Source organism: Streptomyces sp. NBC_01717 (assembly GCF_036248255.1).
Classification (GTDB): domain Bacteria; phylum Actinomycetota; class Actinomycetes; order Streptomycetales; family Streptomycetaceae; genus Streptomyces.
The window spans coordinates 8,110,297-8,127,953 of the sequence record NZ_CP109178.1 but is presented as its reverse complement, the minus strand read 5'-3'; the positions used below and the strand labels follow the sequence as shown (position 1 = coordinate 8,127,953).

Below are 17,657 nucleotides of genomic sequence, written 5' to 3'. Positions count from 1 at the left end.
GATATGTACGGTTCGGGCCCTTGATGCACCACTTGGCGCTCAGCCGCGCACGGGCTCGGCGCGGGCCGCCACGGCGGCGTGCACCGCACGTCGCAACTCCTTCGCCCGCGCCCCGCGTCCGTAGTGCACGGCGTTGGTCAGCAGCACCACCCAGATCCCGGTGACCGGGTCGAGCGCCAGGCTGGTGCCGGTGAAGCCGGTGTGCCCGGCGCCGGTCGCGGGCCAGTGCGGGGACATGTGGTCCCAGACGTCGCCGGGCAGCGTCCAGCCCAGCCCCCGCGCGCCGTCCAGCCCCACGGTCTGCAGGCTGAGCGCCTCGGAGCGGGTGCGGGCCGACAGCGGCGACTCGTCGGTCAGCCAGCAGGCACGAAGGTAGTGCGCGAGGTCCGGCGCAGTGCCGAACAGCCCGGCGTGCCCTGCCACGCCGCCCAGGCTCTCGGCGTTCTCGTCGTGCACCACGCCACGCTTGGGCTCTCCGCCGGGCGGTGCCTCGGTCGCAGCGGTGACCGCCCGCCAGTCCGCGGGCGGGAGGTAGCGGGTGGCGGTCAGGCCCAGCGGGTCGAGCACCAGCTCCCGTACGGCGGTGTCGAGCTGCTGTCCGGCCACCATGGCGACGATCTCGCCGAGCAGGATGAACCCCAGGTCGGAGTAGTTGACGACGGTGCCGGGCAGGTGGTCGAGGGGCTCTGCGAGCACGGCGGCGACCCGGTCGGCGGGGGCGCCGGGGAGCTGCCAGAAGTCCCGGTGCGGAGGCAGTCCGGAGGAGTGCGACAGAAGATGACGGATCGTCACTTCACTCTTGCCCGCCCCGGTGAACGCCGGCAGGTGGCGGCGCACCGGGTCGTCAAGTCGCAAGGCCCCGGTGTCGGCGAGCCGCAGCACGGCGGGCGTGGTCGCCACCACCTTGGTGAGGGAGGCCAGGTCGAAGACCGTGTCCGCGGTGACCGGGCGCCCCGACGGGCCGTCGGCGGTGGTGCCGAACGCGGCGGTACGGACGGGACCGTGCGCACCGCGACCGGTGATCAGGACGGCTCCGGGCACGACACCCTGCTCCACCGCGTTCCTGACGAGCTCTGCTGGATCGGGGAGACTCGCGGGATCTTCGCGGACGGTCATCACGGCCTGCTTTCCGGTGGGTGCGGGGGGGCTGACAGTCCGATCATCTCGCTGGTAAATTTCCACCGCAATACCGAGCCCCGATGTCATTCACTTACAATCCGGTGTCCCCGGAGCTAACTCGAGGTGAGCAGACATGACGAACCTTCCGGCGGCACGCACCGCGACCGAGCACGACCTGCCCGCCCTGCGAAGCCTCGCCCGCGCTGCCCTTGTTCACGACAGCGACGCCGAGGACGTGTTCGATCTGCTGTGGTCGCAGACCGCGGGCCACTCGCAGCTGCGGATCCTCGCCGAGGACGAGGGGAAGCCGGCAGGCGTCGCCCTCGCCGCACTCCGCCCCGCCACTGCGAGCGCCCCCGCCACCGGCCACATCGATCTCATCGCCGTGCACCCCGGGGCACAGAGCCGTGGCATCGGCCGCGCTCTGCTCACCCGTGCGGAGGAGCTCCTCGTCGCCGCCGGGGCCGGCCGGTTGATGATCCGCGGCAGGCCTCCGTACTACGCCTGGCCCGGCATCGACATCCGCTACACCCGCGCCGTCTGCCTGGCCGAATCCAGTGGCTACACCCGGGGCCCCGAGGGCCTCAACCTGAGCGTCGACCTGCGTACCGCCCCGCTCGGCACCGCCGAGGACGAGGCGCGCCTTGCCGCTGCCGGGGTGCAGGTCCGCCGCCTCACGCCCGCGGACGAGAAGCCGTTCCTCGCCTGGATGAACCAGTGGGGTGGCTCCTGGGACGGTGAAGCGGCTCGCGCCCTGACCTACTCCCCTCCGCGTGGCCATGTCGCCGTCCGCGAAGGTGCTGACGGCCCGGTCTACGTCGGCTTCGCCTGCCACGGCGTCAACCGCCGCTCCTGGTTCGGCCCGATGGGCACCGAATCCTCGGAACGCGGCCTCGGCGTCGGCACAGTGCTGCTCCGCCGCTGCCTCGCCGACCAGCGCGCCTCCGGACTCGACGAGGCGGAGATCGGCTGGACCGCCCCCATCCACTTCTATGCCCGCGCCGTCGATGCACAGCTCGGCCGGGTCTTCTGGACGTACAGCAGGGACGTCTGACCTCACGGTGGCCCCGACCGCCCCGGGCCGTCCCGAGGAACCGACCGCCCAGCCCGAGAGGAACCGCCATGCCGCCCACCCCCGCCCCCCGTCCCACCCGGGCCGACGGTGAACTCCTCGCCCTCGCCGACCGGGTGCTGCAGCCCAGCTTCCATGGCACCACCGCCCCCGACTGGATCCGCCGCCGACTGGCCGGCGGACTCGGCTCGGTACTCCTCTTCGGCCCCAACATCCGGGACCGCGCGCAGACCGCCGCGCTCACCGCCGCCCTGCGCGCCGAGAACCCCGATGTACTGATCGCCGTCGACGAGGAGGGCGGCGACATCACCCGGCTGGAGACCGTGACGGGGTCCTCCTACCCGGGCAATCTCGCCCTCGGTACGGTCGACGACCCGGAACTCACCGCCGCCGTCGCCACCTCCATCGGCGGCGAACTGCGCGCCGTCGGCATCGGCCTCGACTACGCCCCCGACGCCGACGTCAACTCCAACCCCGACAACCCGGTCATCGGCGTCCGCTCCTTCGGCGCCGACCCCACACTGGTCGCCCGCCACACCGCCGCCTGGGTGCGCGGGCTGCACGACGCGGGGGTCGCCGCCTGCGCCAAGCACTTCCCCGGCCACGGCGACACCGACACGGACTCCCACCTCGACCTGCCCACCGTCGCCATGGACGCCGACCGCATCGCCGAGCTGGCCCTGCCTCCGTTCCGCGCCGCCCTCGCCGCCGGCGCCCGCGCGGTGATGACCGCCCACCTGCTCATCCCCGCCTACGACGCGGACCGCCCCGCCACCGTCAGCCCTCGTGTCATCACCCAACTGCTGCGCGAGGAGCTCGGGTTCGACGGGCTCATTGTCAGCGATGCCATCGAGATGCAGGCGGTCCGCGCGCGCTACGGACTGGTCGGCGCGGCCGTCCGCGCGCTGTCCGCCGGAGTGGATCTGATCTGCCTCGGTGACCGATCCGGCGACACCGAGTTCGCGGAGCTGCGTGCGGCCGTCGCGGACGCGGTGGTCCGCGGCGAACTCCGCGAGGAGCGGCTCGCCGAGGCCGCGGCCCGCACCACCGCGTTCGCCACCTGGCAGCGGGCCCTGGCCGGGTCCGTTCCCGCACCGTCACCCGATCGGGCGCTCGGACTGGCCGCCGCCCGCCGCGCGCTGCGCATCAGCGCCGATGACCCTGCCGCGCTGCCGCTGCAAACCCCTGCCGTTCTGGTCGAGTTCGGCGTCCCCGGCACCGTGGTCCAGGGCGACGCTCCATGGGGTCTGGGTCCCGCCCTCACCGCACTGATGCCCGGGACCGTCCGCACCACCCTGCCCGCCCTCGCCCCCTTCGACCCGGCGCAGGCCGACCGGATCCTCGCCGAGGCCGCCGACCGGCCGCTCGTCCTCGCTGTCCGCGACGCCCACCGTCGGCCCGCCGTGCGGGACTGGCTGCGGGTGCTGCTCGCCCGCCGCCCCGACGCGATCACGGTGGAACTCGGCGTCCCGCACCCCGGCCCGGGCGGCGCCGTCCGTATCGACACCCACGGCGCCGCCCGCGTCTGCGGGCAGGCGGCCGCGGAGGCCCTCGCAGGGCGGACGCTTCCCGGAGTGTGACCGTCGCTGTGCCGTGATGCCCGGCCGGTCTCGACCGGCCGGGCCGCGACTCTTTACGTACCTGCCATGCACGGGTGAACGCGGTGCCGGGCAGGACCGGGACCGGCGGTCCCTGTCTGAAGCAGGCGCGGGCCCCGACAGGGGTGACGAACGTGCTCCGGGCACGCCCGTCACCTGCGGTGATGGCTCAGCGCGCGGACGCGTCGAGGTGCGGGAACCGGAACTCGGTGCGGCTGCGCGCGACGTCCCCGGGCCGCAGCACGGTGCTGGGGTAAGCGGAGCGGTTGGGTGAGTCGGGCAGGTGCTGGGTCTCCAGGCACAGCGCGCCGTGCCGCTCGTGGCGCCGGCCCGCGGTGTCGGCGAGCGAACCGTCGAGCTGGTTCGCGGTGTAGACCTGGATGCCGGGTTCGGTGGTCCAGACTTCCAGGATCCGGTCCGTCGTGGGGGCGGTGAGCCGGGCGGCCCGTCGCAGGGCATCCGAGGTCCCGGGCGCGCGGACGATCCAGCAGTGGTCGAAGCCGCCCGCCATGCTCAGTTGTTCGTCCGGCAGCGCGATCCGCTCCCCGATGGTCTGCGGGGCGGTGAGGTCGAACGGCGTGCCGCGCACGTCGGCGGCGGGGCCCTGCGGGATGCCGTCCGCGTCGACGGGCAGGTAGGTGTCGGCGTCCACCTGCAGCGTGTGGTCGAGGATGTCGCCCTCCGCGGTCAGGGCGAAGTAGGCGTGGTTGGTGAAGTTGACGACTGTGGGGTGGTCGGTGGTCGCGGTGTAGTCGAGGGCGAGTGTGCCCGCGGTGTCGAGGGTGTACGTCACGGTGACGTCGAGCGCTCCGGGGAACCCCATGTCGCCGTCGGGGCTGTGCAGGGTCAGCCGGACGGCCGCGGTGTCGTCGCCGGTGTGACCGGTGGCCTGCCACATTCTGGTGTGGAAGCCCTCGGGGCCGCCGTGCAGTGCGTGGCCGCGGTCGTTGGCGGGGATCTCGTGGGTGGTCCCGTCGAGGGTGAAGCGGCCGTGGGCGATGCGGTTGGCGAAGCGGCCGATGAGAGCGCCGAAGAAGGGGTTCTTCCCCATGTAGTCGTCGAGCGTTGCCAGGGACCGTACGACCGAAGCGGCGGCTCCGTCGGTGTCGGGCACGGTGAGGCTGTGCAGGATACCGCCGTAGGTGAGGATCTCGGCCTGGACTCCCGTACCGGAGTCGAGTGTCCAGACATCGACGTCGGAGCGGCCGTGGGCAGCGCCGAACGGTTGGTGGTGCACGGTGGGGCGAGGCATCGGAGATCCTTCTTCGGAGAACCTGGTGACGGACGGCTGACCAGGCGATTTTAGGGACAGGCCCCGGACAGCCCCGGGGGGTGTCCGGCCGGCGGGCCCGGCTTGACCGGCCGGACAGGCCCCCCTCAGGGGCGGGACTGCTCGGCGGGCGGCCGCATCACGGTCGATTCGCGGACGATGAGCCGGTAACCGGGGCGGGGCCGTCGAGGTTCGGGTACCGGACTGCCGGAGAGCCGTTCGACGAGACTGTCGACGGCGAGCCGGGCGATGGCTTCCTTGTCCGGTGCGATGGTGGTGAGCGTGGTGGCTCCGTACAGGCTCTCCTCGATGTTGTCGAAGCCGACGACGGCGACGTCGTCGGGAATCCCCAGCCCGCGCTCGGAGAGGGTGCGCATGGCGCCGATGGCGATGAGGTCGTTGTACGCGAAGACGGCGTCGGGCCGTTCGCCGCGGTCGAGGAGGGCCGCCATGGCGACGGCCCCGTCCTCGCGGCCGTATCCGTCGGTGACGACGACCAGGGACTCGTCGGCCTCGATGCCCGCGGCGGCGAGCTCCTCGCGCCAGCCCCGCAGACGCAGGTGGGCGGGCTGACGCTCGCGTCCGGTGCGTGAGCCGAGGAACGCGATCCGGCGGTGCCCCAGGTCGATGAGGTGCCGTACGGCGTCGCGGGCGGCCGCCACATTGTCGATCGCGATGTGGTCGTAGGGGGCCTCGTACTCACGCTCGCCGAGCAGGACCAGTGGCGCCGTCTCGGTGCGCGCCATCAGGTCCTCGGTCTCCAGATGGATGGGGCTGAGGATGAGGCCGTCGATGACATGGGACCGGAAGCCCTGGCTGACCAGGAGTTCCTTCTCCCGGAGTCCACCGGTGTGGTCGACCAGCACGGTGTAGTCGTGCCGGGCCGCCGCGTCGACGACCGCGCCGGCCAGTTCCGCGAAGTACGGGTTGCCGAATTCGGGTACGGCCAGGGCGATGATGCCGGTGCGGCCCTTGCGCAGATGGCGTGCGGTGAGGTTCGGACGGTAGCCGAGTTCGTCGATGGCCTGCTGCACCTTGGCGCGCATCTTGGGTGTGACGTGCTGATAGTTGTTCACCACGTTCGACACGGTCTTGATCGACACGCCCGCCCGTTGCGCAACGTCCTTGAGGCTGACGCCCACGGCACTCCCTGACTCGACTCGGCGCGCGCTGTCGCGCATGGGATCGCTTGCTCCGGCCCGGGACCGGCGGACCCGGGCCCGGCACGGTTCAGGTGGTTCTGCGGCTACGCGCCAGATAGCGCTGTGCCACGACGACAACGATAAGGAACCCACCGCTGACCACCGACTGGTAGGAGGAGTTCAGCGAGCCGATCTGGTTGATCAGATTCTGGATGACGGCGAGCAGCAGGACACCCCAGAGCGTGCCGCTGATCGATCCGGCGCCGCCGATGAGGAGGGTGCCGCCGATGACGACGGCGGAGATCGCGTCCAGTTCCATGCCCACGCCGATGATGGTGACGCCGGAGGACAGTCTGGCCGCGTTGAGCGCTCCGGCGAGTCCGGCCAGCAGACCGCTGAGCATGTAGACGAGGATTTTCGTACGGGCGACGGGTAGGCCCATCAGGGTGGCCGCGTCGCTGCTGCCGCCGACGGCGAAGAGTGTCTGTCCGAATGAGGTGCGCTGCAGGAGCAGCCCGCCGCCACCGAACAGCACCAGGGCGATCAGGATCGGATAGCCGAAGCCCCAGACGCTGCCCTGCCCGAGCTCGGCGAAGGCGGAGCCCTTGGGCACCAGGTACGTGGTCGCACCCTCGTCGGTGAAGGCGAGGAGGATGCCGCGGGCGGCGAGCAGGGTGGCGAGCGTGACGATGAAGGGTGCCATCCCGGCGCGGGCGATCAGGAACCCGTTGAGCAGACCGATCGCCGCACACACCAAAAGCGGTACGAGCAGGGCGGGCAGGAGACCCCACTGCGAGGCCCAGGCGGCAAGTACGCCGCCCAGGGCGAAGACGGATCCGACGGACAGGTCGATGCCGCCAGTGATGATGACCATCGTCATGCCGAGGGCGACGACGGCGAGGAAGGACGCCTGCACGGTCACGCCACGCGCGTTGTCCAGGGTGGCGAACGTCGGATACACGAACGAGGCGACGATCACGACCGTGAGCAGTACGGCGAGCACGCCCTGGCGCTGCACGAGTTCGGCGAGCCGCTGTGCGCGGGTCGGCTCGGTGCCGCCCGACGGCGGGCGGGGCACGCTGCGGCCGGCGGACGCGGGCGTCTTCTGCGGCGCGAGCGCCGGGGCTGCGGGGGCGGGTGTGGTTTCGTTCATCGGGACCGACGCTCCCGGGCGACGTAGACGGCGGCGATGATGATCGCCGCCTGGGCGATCTGTGCGGTGGAGTCGGGCAGGTCGTGCTTGACGAGGGTGGCCCGCAGCAGCTGCATCAGCAGGGCGCCGGCGACGGTGCCGAGCACCCGGATGGAGCCGCCGTTCAGCGGGGTGCCACCCACCACGACGGCCGTGATGGCGGAGAGTTCCATGAGGGTGCCGAGCGAGGAGGGGTCGCTGGCGGTGAGCCTGGCGGTGGCGAGGATGCCGGCCAGTGCGGCGAGCACCCCGCAGAGCACGTACACACCGATCAGTACGCGCCGGACGGGCAGTCCGGCGAGGGCGGCGGCGGGCCGGTTGCCTCCGACGGCGACGATCTGACGGCCGAAGGTGGTGCGCTGCACGAGGAACGCGACGGCGACGGCGAGCACTGCGGCGATCAGCACGACCAGCGGGATGCCGAGGAAGGCCCCGGTGCCGAGCGAGAGCAGGTCGGGGTTGACGATCTGCTTGAGCTGACCGTCGGCCATGACCAGGGCCAGGCCCCGGCCGCCGACGAACAGGGCGAGCGTGGCGACGATCGGCTGCAGCCCGATCAGCGAGACCAGGGCACCGTTGACCGCTCCGACGACCGCTCCGGCGAGCAGCGCGACGGCGAGCGCCGGCACGAGCCCGTATCCGAGGTAGAGCGGGAGGAGGGCGGCGGCCAGCGCCATGGTCGAGCCGACGGACAGGTCGACGCCCTCGGTGCCGATGACCAGGGCCATGCCCAGGGCGACGATGACGATGGGAGCGACCTGGACCAGCTGGGTCCGGAGATTGTCGGCGGTCATGAAGTGCTCGGTGAACACGGCGTTGAAGACCAGCAGCACGGCCACGGCCGCGTACACGCCGTACTCCTGGTACCAGGCGGGGTTCCGCAGCCACGCGAACGGACGGGCGGGTGAGGCGAGCGTCGCCTGGGTGGTCATCGCGGGTCCTCCTGAGCTGCCGGGGCCTTCCCGGTGGGCGCCGGCGCCGACTCCACGTCGGAGCGGGGCGCAGGTGAGTGGTCGGCGAGCACTTCGAGCAGTTGGCTCTCGCCGACGTCGTCGCCCGTCAGTTCGCCCGCGACGGATCCGCCGCGCAGGACGACGATGCGGTCGGCGCCCTCGATGAGTTCCTCGATGTCGGAGGAGATGAGCAGGACGGCCAGTCCCTCGCCGGCGAGGTCGTCGATGAGGCTCTGGACCTCGGCCTTGGCGCCGACGTCGATGCCGCGTGTCGGCTCGTCGAGCAGGAGGACCTTGGGTTCCAGGCAGAGCCAGCGGGCGAGGAGGACCTTCTGCTGGTTGCCGCCGGAGAGTTCACCGACCTTCTGCTCCGGGCTCGCCGCCTTGATCCGCAGTCGCTTCATGAAGATGTCGACGATGCGGTCCTGCTTGGTGCGGGAGACCACACCGGCCCGGGACAGGCGGGGCATGGCGGCCAGCACGATGTTCTCGCGCACGGAGAGACCGGGGATGATCCCTTCGGCCTTGCGGTCCTCGGGCAACAGACTGATGCCCGCGCGGATGGCGCCCGCGGAGGTGAGCCGGCGCAGCCTGCGGCCGCCGACGGTGAGTTCGCCCGCGTCCAGGCTCAGGGCGCCGGCCAGGGCCTTCGCCGTCTCGCTGCGGCCCGAGCCGAGGAGGCCGCCGAGTCCGAGTACTTCACCGGCGTACAGCGACAGGGATATGTCGTGGAGCTGGCGGTCGCGGGAGAGCCCGTTCGCGGTGAGTACGGGGGTGCGTGCCGCGTCGTGCCCCTCGGCGGCGAAGCCGGTCGTGCCGTTGCGGCGGACCTCGGCCAGGTCGCGGCCGAGCATCATCGAGACGAGCTGCATGCGGTCGAGGTCGGCGAGGTCGCCGGTGTGGATGTGGCGGCCGTCGCGGAGCACGGTGACGCGGTCGCAGATCCGGTAGAGCTCGTCCATGCGGTGGCTGACGTAGAGGACGGCGATGCCCTGGCCACGCAGGTTCTCGATGACCCGGAAGAGCGTCTCGACCTCGCGCGGCTCGAGCGAGGAGGTGGGCTCGTCCATGACGACGACCCGGGCGTTGACGGAGACGGCGCGGGCCAGCGCGACCATCTGCTGGGTGCCGATGCCCAGGGTGTGCAGGGGTCTCCGGGGATCGACACGTACGCCGAAGCCGTCCAGCAGGTCGGCCGCTTCGCGGTGCATACGGCCGAAGTCGATGAGGCCGAGGCGGTTCTTGGGTTCGCGGCCCAGGAAGATGTTGCGCGCCACGCTCATCAGCGGGACGAGGTTCACCTCCTGGTAGATCGTGGAGATTCCGGCCTGCTGGGCCTCGAACGGCCGGGCGAACCTGACCTGTTGGCCTGACATCCGCAGTTCGCCCTCGTCGGGCCGGTACACGCCGGTCAGTACCTTGATCAGGGTGGACTTGCCGGCGCCGTTCTCACCCACCAGCGCGTGGGTCTCCCCCGCGCGCAGGGAGAAGGTCACGTCGTCGAGAGCGACGACGCCCGGGAACCTCTTGCTCACCGAGCGGGCTTCGAGGACGGTGTCGGCCGCGGGCGGGGCAGTCGCCTCCGGTGCCCGAGGTACTGCTTCGGGTGGTGCCATGGGTCTTGGCCTTCCGCTGTTCCAAGGTGTGGGCCCGGAGCCGCCGTGGCGGGTGGGAGCGCCACGGCGGCGGTGAACCTGAGGAGTCGGTACGGGAGTCGGTACGGCTCAGTACGCGCCGCCGAGCGAGGCCTTGGCGTTGCTCTCGTCGTACGCGCGGTCGGAGATGATCACGTTCTCCGGGATCTCCTCGCCGCCGTAGAACTTCTGGGCGGTGGCGAAGGCCAGCGGGCCGAAGCGCGGGTTCGACTCGATGACGGCGTTGTACTCGCCGTTGACCAGTGCCTGAACGGCGTTGCGGGTGCCGTCGACGGAGACGATCTTGACGTCCTTGCCGGGCTTCTTCCCGGCGGCCTTCAGTGCCGTGACGGCACCGAGCCCCATCTCGTCGTTCTCCGCATAGACGGCGGTGATGTCGGGCTTGGACTGGATGAGCTGCTCCATGACCTGCTGCCCCTTGTCTCGGGCGAACTCACCGGTCTGCTGGGCGACGATCTCCATGCCGGGCGCCTTCGCCTTGATCTGGTCGACGAAGCCCTTGGTGCGGTCGGTGGTGACGTTGTTGCCGGATGCTCCGAGGAGGATGGCGATCTTGCCCTTGCCGCCGGTCGTCTTGATCATCGCGTCCGCGGCGCGCTTGCCCTGCTCCACGAAGTCGGAGCCGAGGAAGGCCACGTAGTCCTTGCAGGCGGTGGAGTTGACCTTGCGGTCGATGGTGAGGACGGGGACCTTCTTCGCCGCGGCCGCCTTGAGGGCCGGCTCCAGGCCGTCGGAGTTCAGCGGTGCGACGATGAGGAACTGGGCGCCCTGGGACAGCATGTCCTGGATGTCGCTGATCTGCTTGGAGAGCTGCGACTGCGCGTTGGTGGTGAGCAGCTTCTTCACGCCGATCTTTGCGGCCTCGTCCTTGATGGACTGGGTCTCGGCGATACGGAACGGGTTGGCCTCCTTCTCCGACTGGGAGAAGCCGACCACCGCGTTCTTCAGGTCCAGCTTCGGCGCGCCATAGGTCTGCAGCGAGCAGCCGGAACCCGAAGCGGCCTCGGGGGTCTTGGCGGCCTGGGCTTCCTGGCTGCTGTCGCCGCCGGCGTTGTTCGAGGTCTCCGACTTGGAGCAGCCGGAGGCGGCCAGCGTGGCGGTGGCGGCGAGCAGGCAGGCCGCGGCGAGGGTACGGGTTCGACGCTGGATCATCATGCGCGGGGACGCTCCTTGGCGGGATGACGGCACACCGGCGGGCGTGCGGTCGGGGCATGGCTGGACGATGCATCAGCCACTCGGCGGCTGATGTCACTGCATTCCTCACGGCCCCGCTTCGAGCTGCACGGACTGCTGCTTCCAGCTGCGGTCGTGAGAGCCTGCGCGGCCTGTCGGCGGCTCGGTTTACAACGTTATATAGGCGGTGTGGCACAGGCGGCAAGAGCGTTGTCGATGCGTTTCCAAAATGTGTCGGCGTCGCACGCCCACGACTCCCCAAGACCGGCCCGCGGGAGGCGAATCGATGGCGTGACACCCCTGGACAGCCTCCGAACGGCGTGCTGTCATACGGCCGAACGCCAAGTTTCCAACGTTGCAATGCAGTTGACGTCCGAGCCGAGCCCGGCGCGACCGCAGTTCTTGTCATGCGCGGAAACGGCGGCCGGTCCCGGACCGGCTCGTCATGGCCGTATCACCCGTCCCCTTGCCCGCTCGAGCCGCCAGAACAGGAGCTCCCCCTATGCCCCTGAACCGCAGACAGCTCATGACCAGCGCACTGGCCACCGCGGCCGCCACGACCGCGACCGGCCGCTGGGCCACGACCGCGACCGCCGCCGAGAACCGGGTGGCAGCCGCCCACGGAGGCCACTACTCCCCCAACGCCGCTCCTCTGCATCCGACGGCATTCCTCAAGCTCCCGCCGGGCCGGATCACCGCACGCGGCTGGCTGGCCGGCCAACTCCGGCTCCAGCTCGACGGGTTGTGCGGCCACTACGAGGAGTTCTCGCACTTCCTCGACTTCACCGCCACCGGCTGGGTCCGCCCCGAGCTGGGCGGCTGGGAGGAGGTCCCGTACTGGCTGCGCGGGTACACCGATCTCGCGATCGTCACCGGTGATACCAAGGCCCTGGCATCGGTACGCCGCTGGTTCGACGCGATCCTCACCACGCAGCAGCCCGACGGCTTCTTCGGTCCCAAGGCCCTGCGTACCTCACTGAACGGCGGCCCGGACTTCTGGCCGTTCCTCCCGCTCGTACAGGCGCTGCGCTCGTGGCAGGAGTACAACGGGGACGGCCGCATCATCCCGTTCCTCAGCAGGTTCTTCCGCTATATGAACGCCCAGGGTCCGGGCGCGTTCAACACGAGTTGGATCGCACTTCGTTGGGGCGACGGCCTGGACAGTGTGTTCTGGCTCTTCAACCGCACCGGGGACACCTTCCTGCTCGACCTGGCCGACAAGATCCATGCCAACGGGGCCGACTGGGGCGACAATCTGGTCAACCTGCACAACGTCAACATCGCGCAGGGCTTCCGCGAACCCGCCCAGTACGCGCTACGCAGTGGCTCATCCGACGACACCCGGGCCACGTACGGGACGTACGGCAAGGTCATGGACCGGTACGGGCAGTTCCCCGGCGGCGGCTTCGCCGGCGACGAGAACGCGCGCCCTGGCCACCGCGATCCGCGGCAGGGGTTCGAGACCTGCGGCATCGTGGAGTTCATGGCCAGCCATCAGCTCCTGACCAGGATCACGGGCGACCCGCTCTGGGCCGACCGCTGCGAGGAGCTGGCCTTCAACTCACTGCCCGCGTCGCTGGATCCGTCGGGACGGGCGATCCACTACATCACCAGCGCGAACAGCGTCGATCTGGACGACGTTCCCAAGAGCGGGCGGCAGTTCCAGAACGGCTTCGCCATGCAGGCCTATCTTCCGGGCGTCGACCAGTACCGCTGCTGCCCGCACAACTACGGCATGGGCTGGCCCTACTTCGTCGAGGAGCTCTGGCTCGCCACCCCGGACGGGGGTCTGGCCGCCGCCATGTACGCCGCGTGCGAGGTCACGGCAAAGGTCGCCGGCGGCACGGAGGTCACCGTCACCGAGGAGACCGGCTATCCCTTCACGGACACGGTCTCGCTGACCGTGAGGACGCCGAAGCACCTGCGGTTCCCACTGGTGCTGAGGGTTCCCGCCTGGTGCTCCGAGCCCGAGATCAGGGTCAACGGGCGTCGCGTCGGCGCACCGGCGGGCCCGGCCTTCACCCGGATCGAGCGGACTTGGTCCGACGGGGACAAGGTCACCCTGCACTTCCCCCAGCGCACCACCGTGCGCACCTGGGCGGACAACCACGGCGCGGTGAGCGTCGACCGCGGACCGCTCACGTACTCGCTCCGGATCGGGGAGGAGTACCGGCGCATCGGCGGCACCGAACAGTTCCCGGAGTACGAGGTGCACGCCACCGGCGCCTGGAACTACGGGCTCGTACTGGACAAGCAGCAGCCGTCCGCATCATTGCGGCACCGCTCCACCGGCCGCTCGCCCGGCGACAACCCCTTCACCCTCGAAGGCACGCCGCTGACCATGACCGCACGCGCGCGCCGCATCCCTGAATGGACCGCGGACAGCGAGCATGTCGTGGCACCGCTCCAGGACAGCCCCGCGCTGAGCACCGAGCCGGTGGAGGAGGTCACGCTCGTCCCCATGGGGGCGGCGCGGCTGCGCATCACGGCGTTCCCGACGGCCGAACCCGACGCTCCCCGGTGGCTGTCCGACGGCTGGTTCCGCATCCGCAACCTGCACTCGGGCAAGGTCCTCGGCGTCGACAACATGTCCACCGCCGACAGCGCCCACGTCGTCCAGTTCAGCGACAACGGCACCGACGACCACCTCTGGCAACTCGTCCCCAACGGCGACGACTGGTACCGCATCCGCAACCGCAACTCCGGCAAGGTCCTCGGCGTCGACAACATGTCCACCGCCGACAGCGCCCACGTCGTCCAGTTCAGCGACAACGGCACCGACGACCACCTCTGGCAACTCGTCCCCAACGGCGACGACTGGTACCGCATCCGCAACCGCAACTCCGGCAAGGTCCTCGGCGTCGACAACATGTCCACCGCCGACAGCGCCCACGTCGTCCAATTCGGCGACAGCGGCACCGACGACCACCTCTGGCAACTGCTGGCTCCGTGACCTGACGGACCGCTCCCGACAGCGGCCGGCCCGGCAGCGACGGTGTTCTGTCGCTGCCGGGCCGGCCTGTGTCGTGCTACGACTGCTCGCTGTCGTGGAGTGCGCTCACCTCGTCGGCGGTGAGAGCCCTGTCGAACACGCTCACCTGGTCGATGGAACCGTTCCAGAAGTCGCCCTTCTCCGCCGCGTACTGGGCACGCCCCACGGAGAGCGGCCCGGTGCTGACGTCGGCGGGACCGGCCTCGGTGGTCGACACGAGCTTGCCGTCGAGATAGAGCTTCACCTCGTCACCGTCGCGCACACCCACGAGGTGGTACCAGGTGCCGAGCTCCGGCTTCATCTCCAGCCGCGCCCGGTGGCCGCCCGGCGTGCTGAACGCGAAGGCCCCTTGCCCGTACTGGAGGTAGAACGGATTCTCGGTCCGCCTGCCGTCCTGGCTCACGGCGGTCGCGTAGTTGCCCGGGAGCGAGTCCAGCGACACCCATGCCGAGACCGTGTAGTTCCCGGTGGTGTCGACGGCCGGACCACTGGTCTGGGCGTACTGTCCCTGACCGTTGAACTTCAGCGCGGAACCGTGCACACCAGGTGTCCAGGTGGTGCCCTCGCTCAGCGTGAGGCTACTGTGGTTGGGGCCGAGGTCGGCGGAGGTCGTGCCCCTGCCCTCATCGAGCGGCCAGCCGGCGCCGCCCTTCACCTCGTCGCGGTGTCCGGCGGCCGCACCGGCGGCGATGACCTGCTCGTTGATCTGCCGTACCTTCTTCGGGTCGACCTTGATCTCACGCCGGTCGTAGGTCCAGAGTCCGTTGAGCTCGTTCTCCAGGTCGCTGACCTGGGTGTAGACCGAGCCGGACAGCTCGGCGTTGGCTGCCGCCAGGTAGTACGTACGGGTGTTGTCGACGTACTTGGCCGTCAGGGCGTCCTTGTCCGCCACACCGCTGTAGATCGCGGCCGGCGCCCCCGGCCACATGTGTCCGGGGGTACGGAGCGTGAAGCCGCCGTGCTCACCGTCCATCGCGGCACGGTCGTCCGGGAACGGCGCCTCACGGTTGAGGTAGTCGTGATGGTCGATGATGTCGCCCTTGCCCGAGTCACCCTTCGATGAGCAGCAGTTGACACCGCTGTGGGCATTGACGACGCGGGACGGGTCGGCGGCCTTGACGGACTCGGCGATCTTGCCGGTCTCGGTGCGGTCCCACTCGCCCCAGCCCTCGTTGAAGACGATCCAGCCACCGATCGACGGCGAGTTGTGTAGTTGCTGCATCATCTGCTTGCCCTGGGAGAGGAAGGCCTGCTGGCCCTTCTCACCGGTGATGTCGCTGGAGACGAAGTCCTGCCAGACCAGCAGGCCGAGCTGGTCGGCGTGGTAGTACCAGCGGGCGGATTCCACCTTGATGTGCTTGCGCACGGCGTTGAAGCCGAGGTCCTTCTGTGCCTTGAGGTCGAAGGTGAGCGCGGCGTCGCTGGGCTGCGTGTAGAGACCGTCGGGCCAGAATCCCTGGTCCAGCATGGCGAGCGAGTAGAACGGCTTCCCGTTGAGAACGAGCTTCTGGTAGCCGCCCACCTTCGCGATCCCGATGGAGCGCATCCCGAAGTAGCTGTCGACGGTGTCCTTGGAACGGCCGTCCGTCAGGGTGACGTCGAGGTCGTAGAGGTACGGGTCGTCGGGGGTCCAGAGGTGCTGCTTGCTGACGGGCAGGCTCAGCGGGGTGTTGGCCCGGCCGCTGACCGTGCCGACGACCCGGCCCTTCGTGTCGCGGGCGACCGCCGTGACGCGGGCGTCGGACGAAGCGGCGGCGGCGTTGACGGTCAGGGCGAGGGTGCTCCTGTCGATGTCCGGCGTCGTGGTCAGCGAGTCCACGGAGGCCGCGGCGACCGGCTCCATCCACACCGTCTGCCAGATTCCGGAGGACGGGGTGTAGACGATGCCGCCCGGGTTGCTGGACTGCTTCCCCTTCGGCTGGTCGGGGCCGGTGGTGTCGGTGACGGCGACGACGATCTCCTGCGGGCCTCTGCCCTTGATCGCGTCGGTGATGTCGGCACTGAAGGAGGTGTAGCCACCGGTGTGTTCGGCGACCTTCGTGCCGTTGACCCAGACCACCGACCGGTAGTCGACGGCGCCGAAGTTGAGCTTCAGCCGCTTGCCGTCCTTGCCCTTGCCGACGGACCAGCTCTTGGGAACGGTCACGAGCTTGCGGTAGAACATGTGGTCTTCATGGCGTTCGAGTCCGGAGAGCTGCGACTCGACCGGGAACGGCACGGTGATGCGCTCGCCGAGCTTCTTGCCGAAGACCGGCTGCTCGTCGGCGGTGGCGCCGGCGAACTCCCACGGGCCGTTGAGGTTCTTCCACCGGTCACGCACCTGCTGCGGGCGGGGGTACTCGGGCAGCGGGTGGTTGCGGTCGAGCTTGTCGCCCCAGGTCGTGGTCAGCCGGTGCATGGAGAGGTTCTTCGCCGTGCGGCTGATCTGGGGAACCGTCTCGTCGCCGGCCTGGAGCCCGCCCTTCCCGTCGTACGCCACCCGGACCTGCTGGCCCTTCTGGACGGGCGCGGTCAGGTCCACGATCACGGCGTGGGAGTTGTTGGACGCCTTGGCCACGGACTTCACCGGCATGGGCGAGGTGTCGGCCTCGATGACAAGGTGGTCCTGCACGGAGCCGACGTTCTCGACCTCGTCCTCGAAGGTCGCCTGCAGGCGCTTGCCGTCCTCCGCAACGCTCAGCGCGACCGGGTAGACCTCGAAGTCGGCCGGCGGCGTGAAGGCGGACTCGGGAACGATCTGCTTCTTGAGCTTCGCACTGGACCAGCGCAGGAACATGTTGGCGCCGCCGGTGTCCTGGAACATCTCCAGGCGGATCTGGTGCGGCTCGCCCGCAGTCAGCGAGACGGGCTTGCTGGTCTGCTCGTTGTCCCAGTCCGGCAGCCAGTGGTCGATGACGACGTTTCCGTCGATGGAGAGCCTGAAGCCGTTGTCGCCGCTGGCGGCGAAGGTGTAGTCACCCGTCTCGGGGGCTGTGATGCTGCCGGTCCAGCGGGCTGTGGTGTTCTCCGTCCTGCCCGTAGTGGACTCGAACGCCCCGGTCAGACCCGGAAAATTGATCTCCGGGTCGAGTGCGACCCCACCGAGCTCGGCGAAGTCGCGGGCGCCCGGGGCGGACATCCGGAAGTACTCGCCCTTCAGCCCGTGCACATCGGCGGTCGGGTCGTCGTCGGCGAAGGCCTTCGCGGTGGCGGTCGATGCGGCGCTCGCGGGGACGGTGGCAGCAGGGGCGGCCGCAGCGGCAGGGACCAGAGTGGCCCCGAGGGGAATCAGCAGCGCGGCCGTACAGGCCATCGATCTGAACAGGACTCGGGGGCGGGGCAGTTGTCGTCTCAAGGCGTCGTCCTCGTCGAGAGCTGAAGTGCCTCGCACACAACGAGGCACGCACACAATCGAACATTGAGCCACAACGTCAAACGCATAACAACGGTCGTGCACAGAGAATTTTCAACGATAGAAAACGGTGACCGGCACCCCGGCGAGCAGGCCGCGC

General features: G+C 70.0%; 11 protein-coding genes. 3 read left to right on the top strand and 8 right to left on the bottom strand.

What is annotated here, in order from left to right:
- Positions 1–39: 39 nt before the first annotated feature.
- On the bottom strand, positions 40–1,116 hold the full coding sequence (locus tag OHB49_RS36765; protein WP_063756399.1) for a serine hydrolase domain-containing protein: 1,077 nt from the start codon (positions 1,114–1,116) through the stop codon (positions 40–42).
- Positions 1,117–1,252: 136 nt separating this feature from the next.
- Here OHB49_RS36765 and OHB49_RS36760 point away from each other — a divergent pair, with 136 nt between their 5' ends.
- Positions 1,253–2,173 carry a GNAT family N-acetyltransferase gene (locus OHB49_RS36760; RefSeq protein ID WP_329165208.1) on the top strand — a complete coding sequence of 307 codons (921 nt, stop codon included), beginning with the start codon at positions 1,253–1,255 and terminating at the stop codon, positions 2,171–2,173.
- A gap of 68 nt (positions 2,174–2,241) precedes the next feature.
- Complete coding sequence (locus OHB49_RS36755; RefSeq protein ID WP_329165207.1) at positions 2,242–3,771, top strand: glycoside hydrolase family 3 N-terminal domain-containing protein; 1,530 nt, start codon at positions 2,242–2,244, stop codon at positions 3,769–3,771.
- Positions 3,772–3,958: 187 nt separating this feature from the next.
- Here the strand turns inward: OHB49_RS36755 and OHB49_RS36750 are convergent, their stop codons facing one another.
- From OHB49_RS36750 to OHB49_RS36725, 6 genes are all read right to left on the bottom strand, one after another.
- Positions 3,959–5,041, bottom strand: coding sequence for an aldose epimerase family protein (locus OHB49_RS36750; protein ID WP_329165206.1), 1,083 nt, complete (start codon positions 5,039–5,041; stop codon positions 3,959–3,961).
- A 125-nt stretch (positions 5,042–5,166) separates the two neighbouring features.
- Positions 5,167–6,201: a LacI family DNA-binding transcriptional regulator gene (locus tag OHB49_RS36745; RefSeq protein WP_329165205.1), complete on the bottom strand. Its 1,035-nt coding sequence runs from the start codon at positions 6,199–6,201 to the stop codon at positions 5,167–5,169.
- Between the two features lie 88 nt (positions 6,202–6,289).
- Positions 6,290–7,354, bottom strand: a complete 1,065-nt coding sequence (locus OHB49_RS36740; protein WP_329165204.1) for an ABC transporter permease — start codon at positions 7,352–7,354, stop codon at positions 6,290–6,292.
- Positions 7,351–8,325 carry an ABC transporter permease gene (locus OHB49_RS36735; protein WP_329165203.1) on the bottom strand — a complete coding sequence of 325 codons (975 nt, stop codon included), beginning with the start codon at positions 8,323–8,325 and terminating at the stop codon, positions 7,351–7,353. The genes OHB49_RS36740 and OHB49_RS36735 overlap by 4 nt, the downstream gene beginning before the upstream one ends.
- On the bottom strand, positions 8,322–9,962 hold the full coding sequence (locus OHB49_RS36730) for a sugar ABC transporter ATP-binding protein (protein ID WP_329165201.1): 1,641 nt from the start codon (positions 9,960–9,962) through the stop codon (positions 8,322–8,324). Before OHB49_RS36730 ends, OHB49_RS36735 begins: the two co-directional genes overlap by 4 nt.
- Positions 9,963–10,070: 108 nt before the next feature.
- Positions 10,071–11,156, bottom strand: coding sequence for an ABC transporter substrate-binding protein (locus OHB49_RS36725; protein ID WP_030975816.1), 1,086 nt, complete (start codon positions 11,154–11,156; stop codon positions 10,071–10,073).
- Positions 11,157–11,676: 520 nt separating this feature from the next.
- On the opposite strand from OHB49_RS36725, the gene OHB49_RS36720 reads away from it, so the two are divergent.
- Positions 11,677–14,127 (top strand): RICIN domain-containing protein, encoded by a 2,451-nt coding sequence (locus tag OHB49_RS36720; protein ID WP_329165200.1) that lies wholly within the window; start codon positions 11,677–11,679, stop codon positions 14,125–14,127.
- 76 nt (positions 14,128–14,203) lie between these two features.
- Here OHB49_RS36720 and OHB49_RS36715 read toward each other — a convergent pair whose 3' ends face one another.
- Entirely contained in the window at positions 14,204–17,458 is a 3,255-nt protein-coding gene (locus OHB49_RS36715) for a LamG-like jellyroll fold domain-containing protein (protein WP_329166758.1), read from the bottom strand.
- Positions 17,459–17,657: the final 199 nt, after the last annotated feature.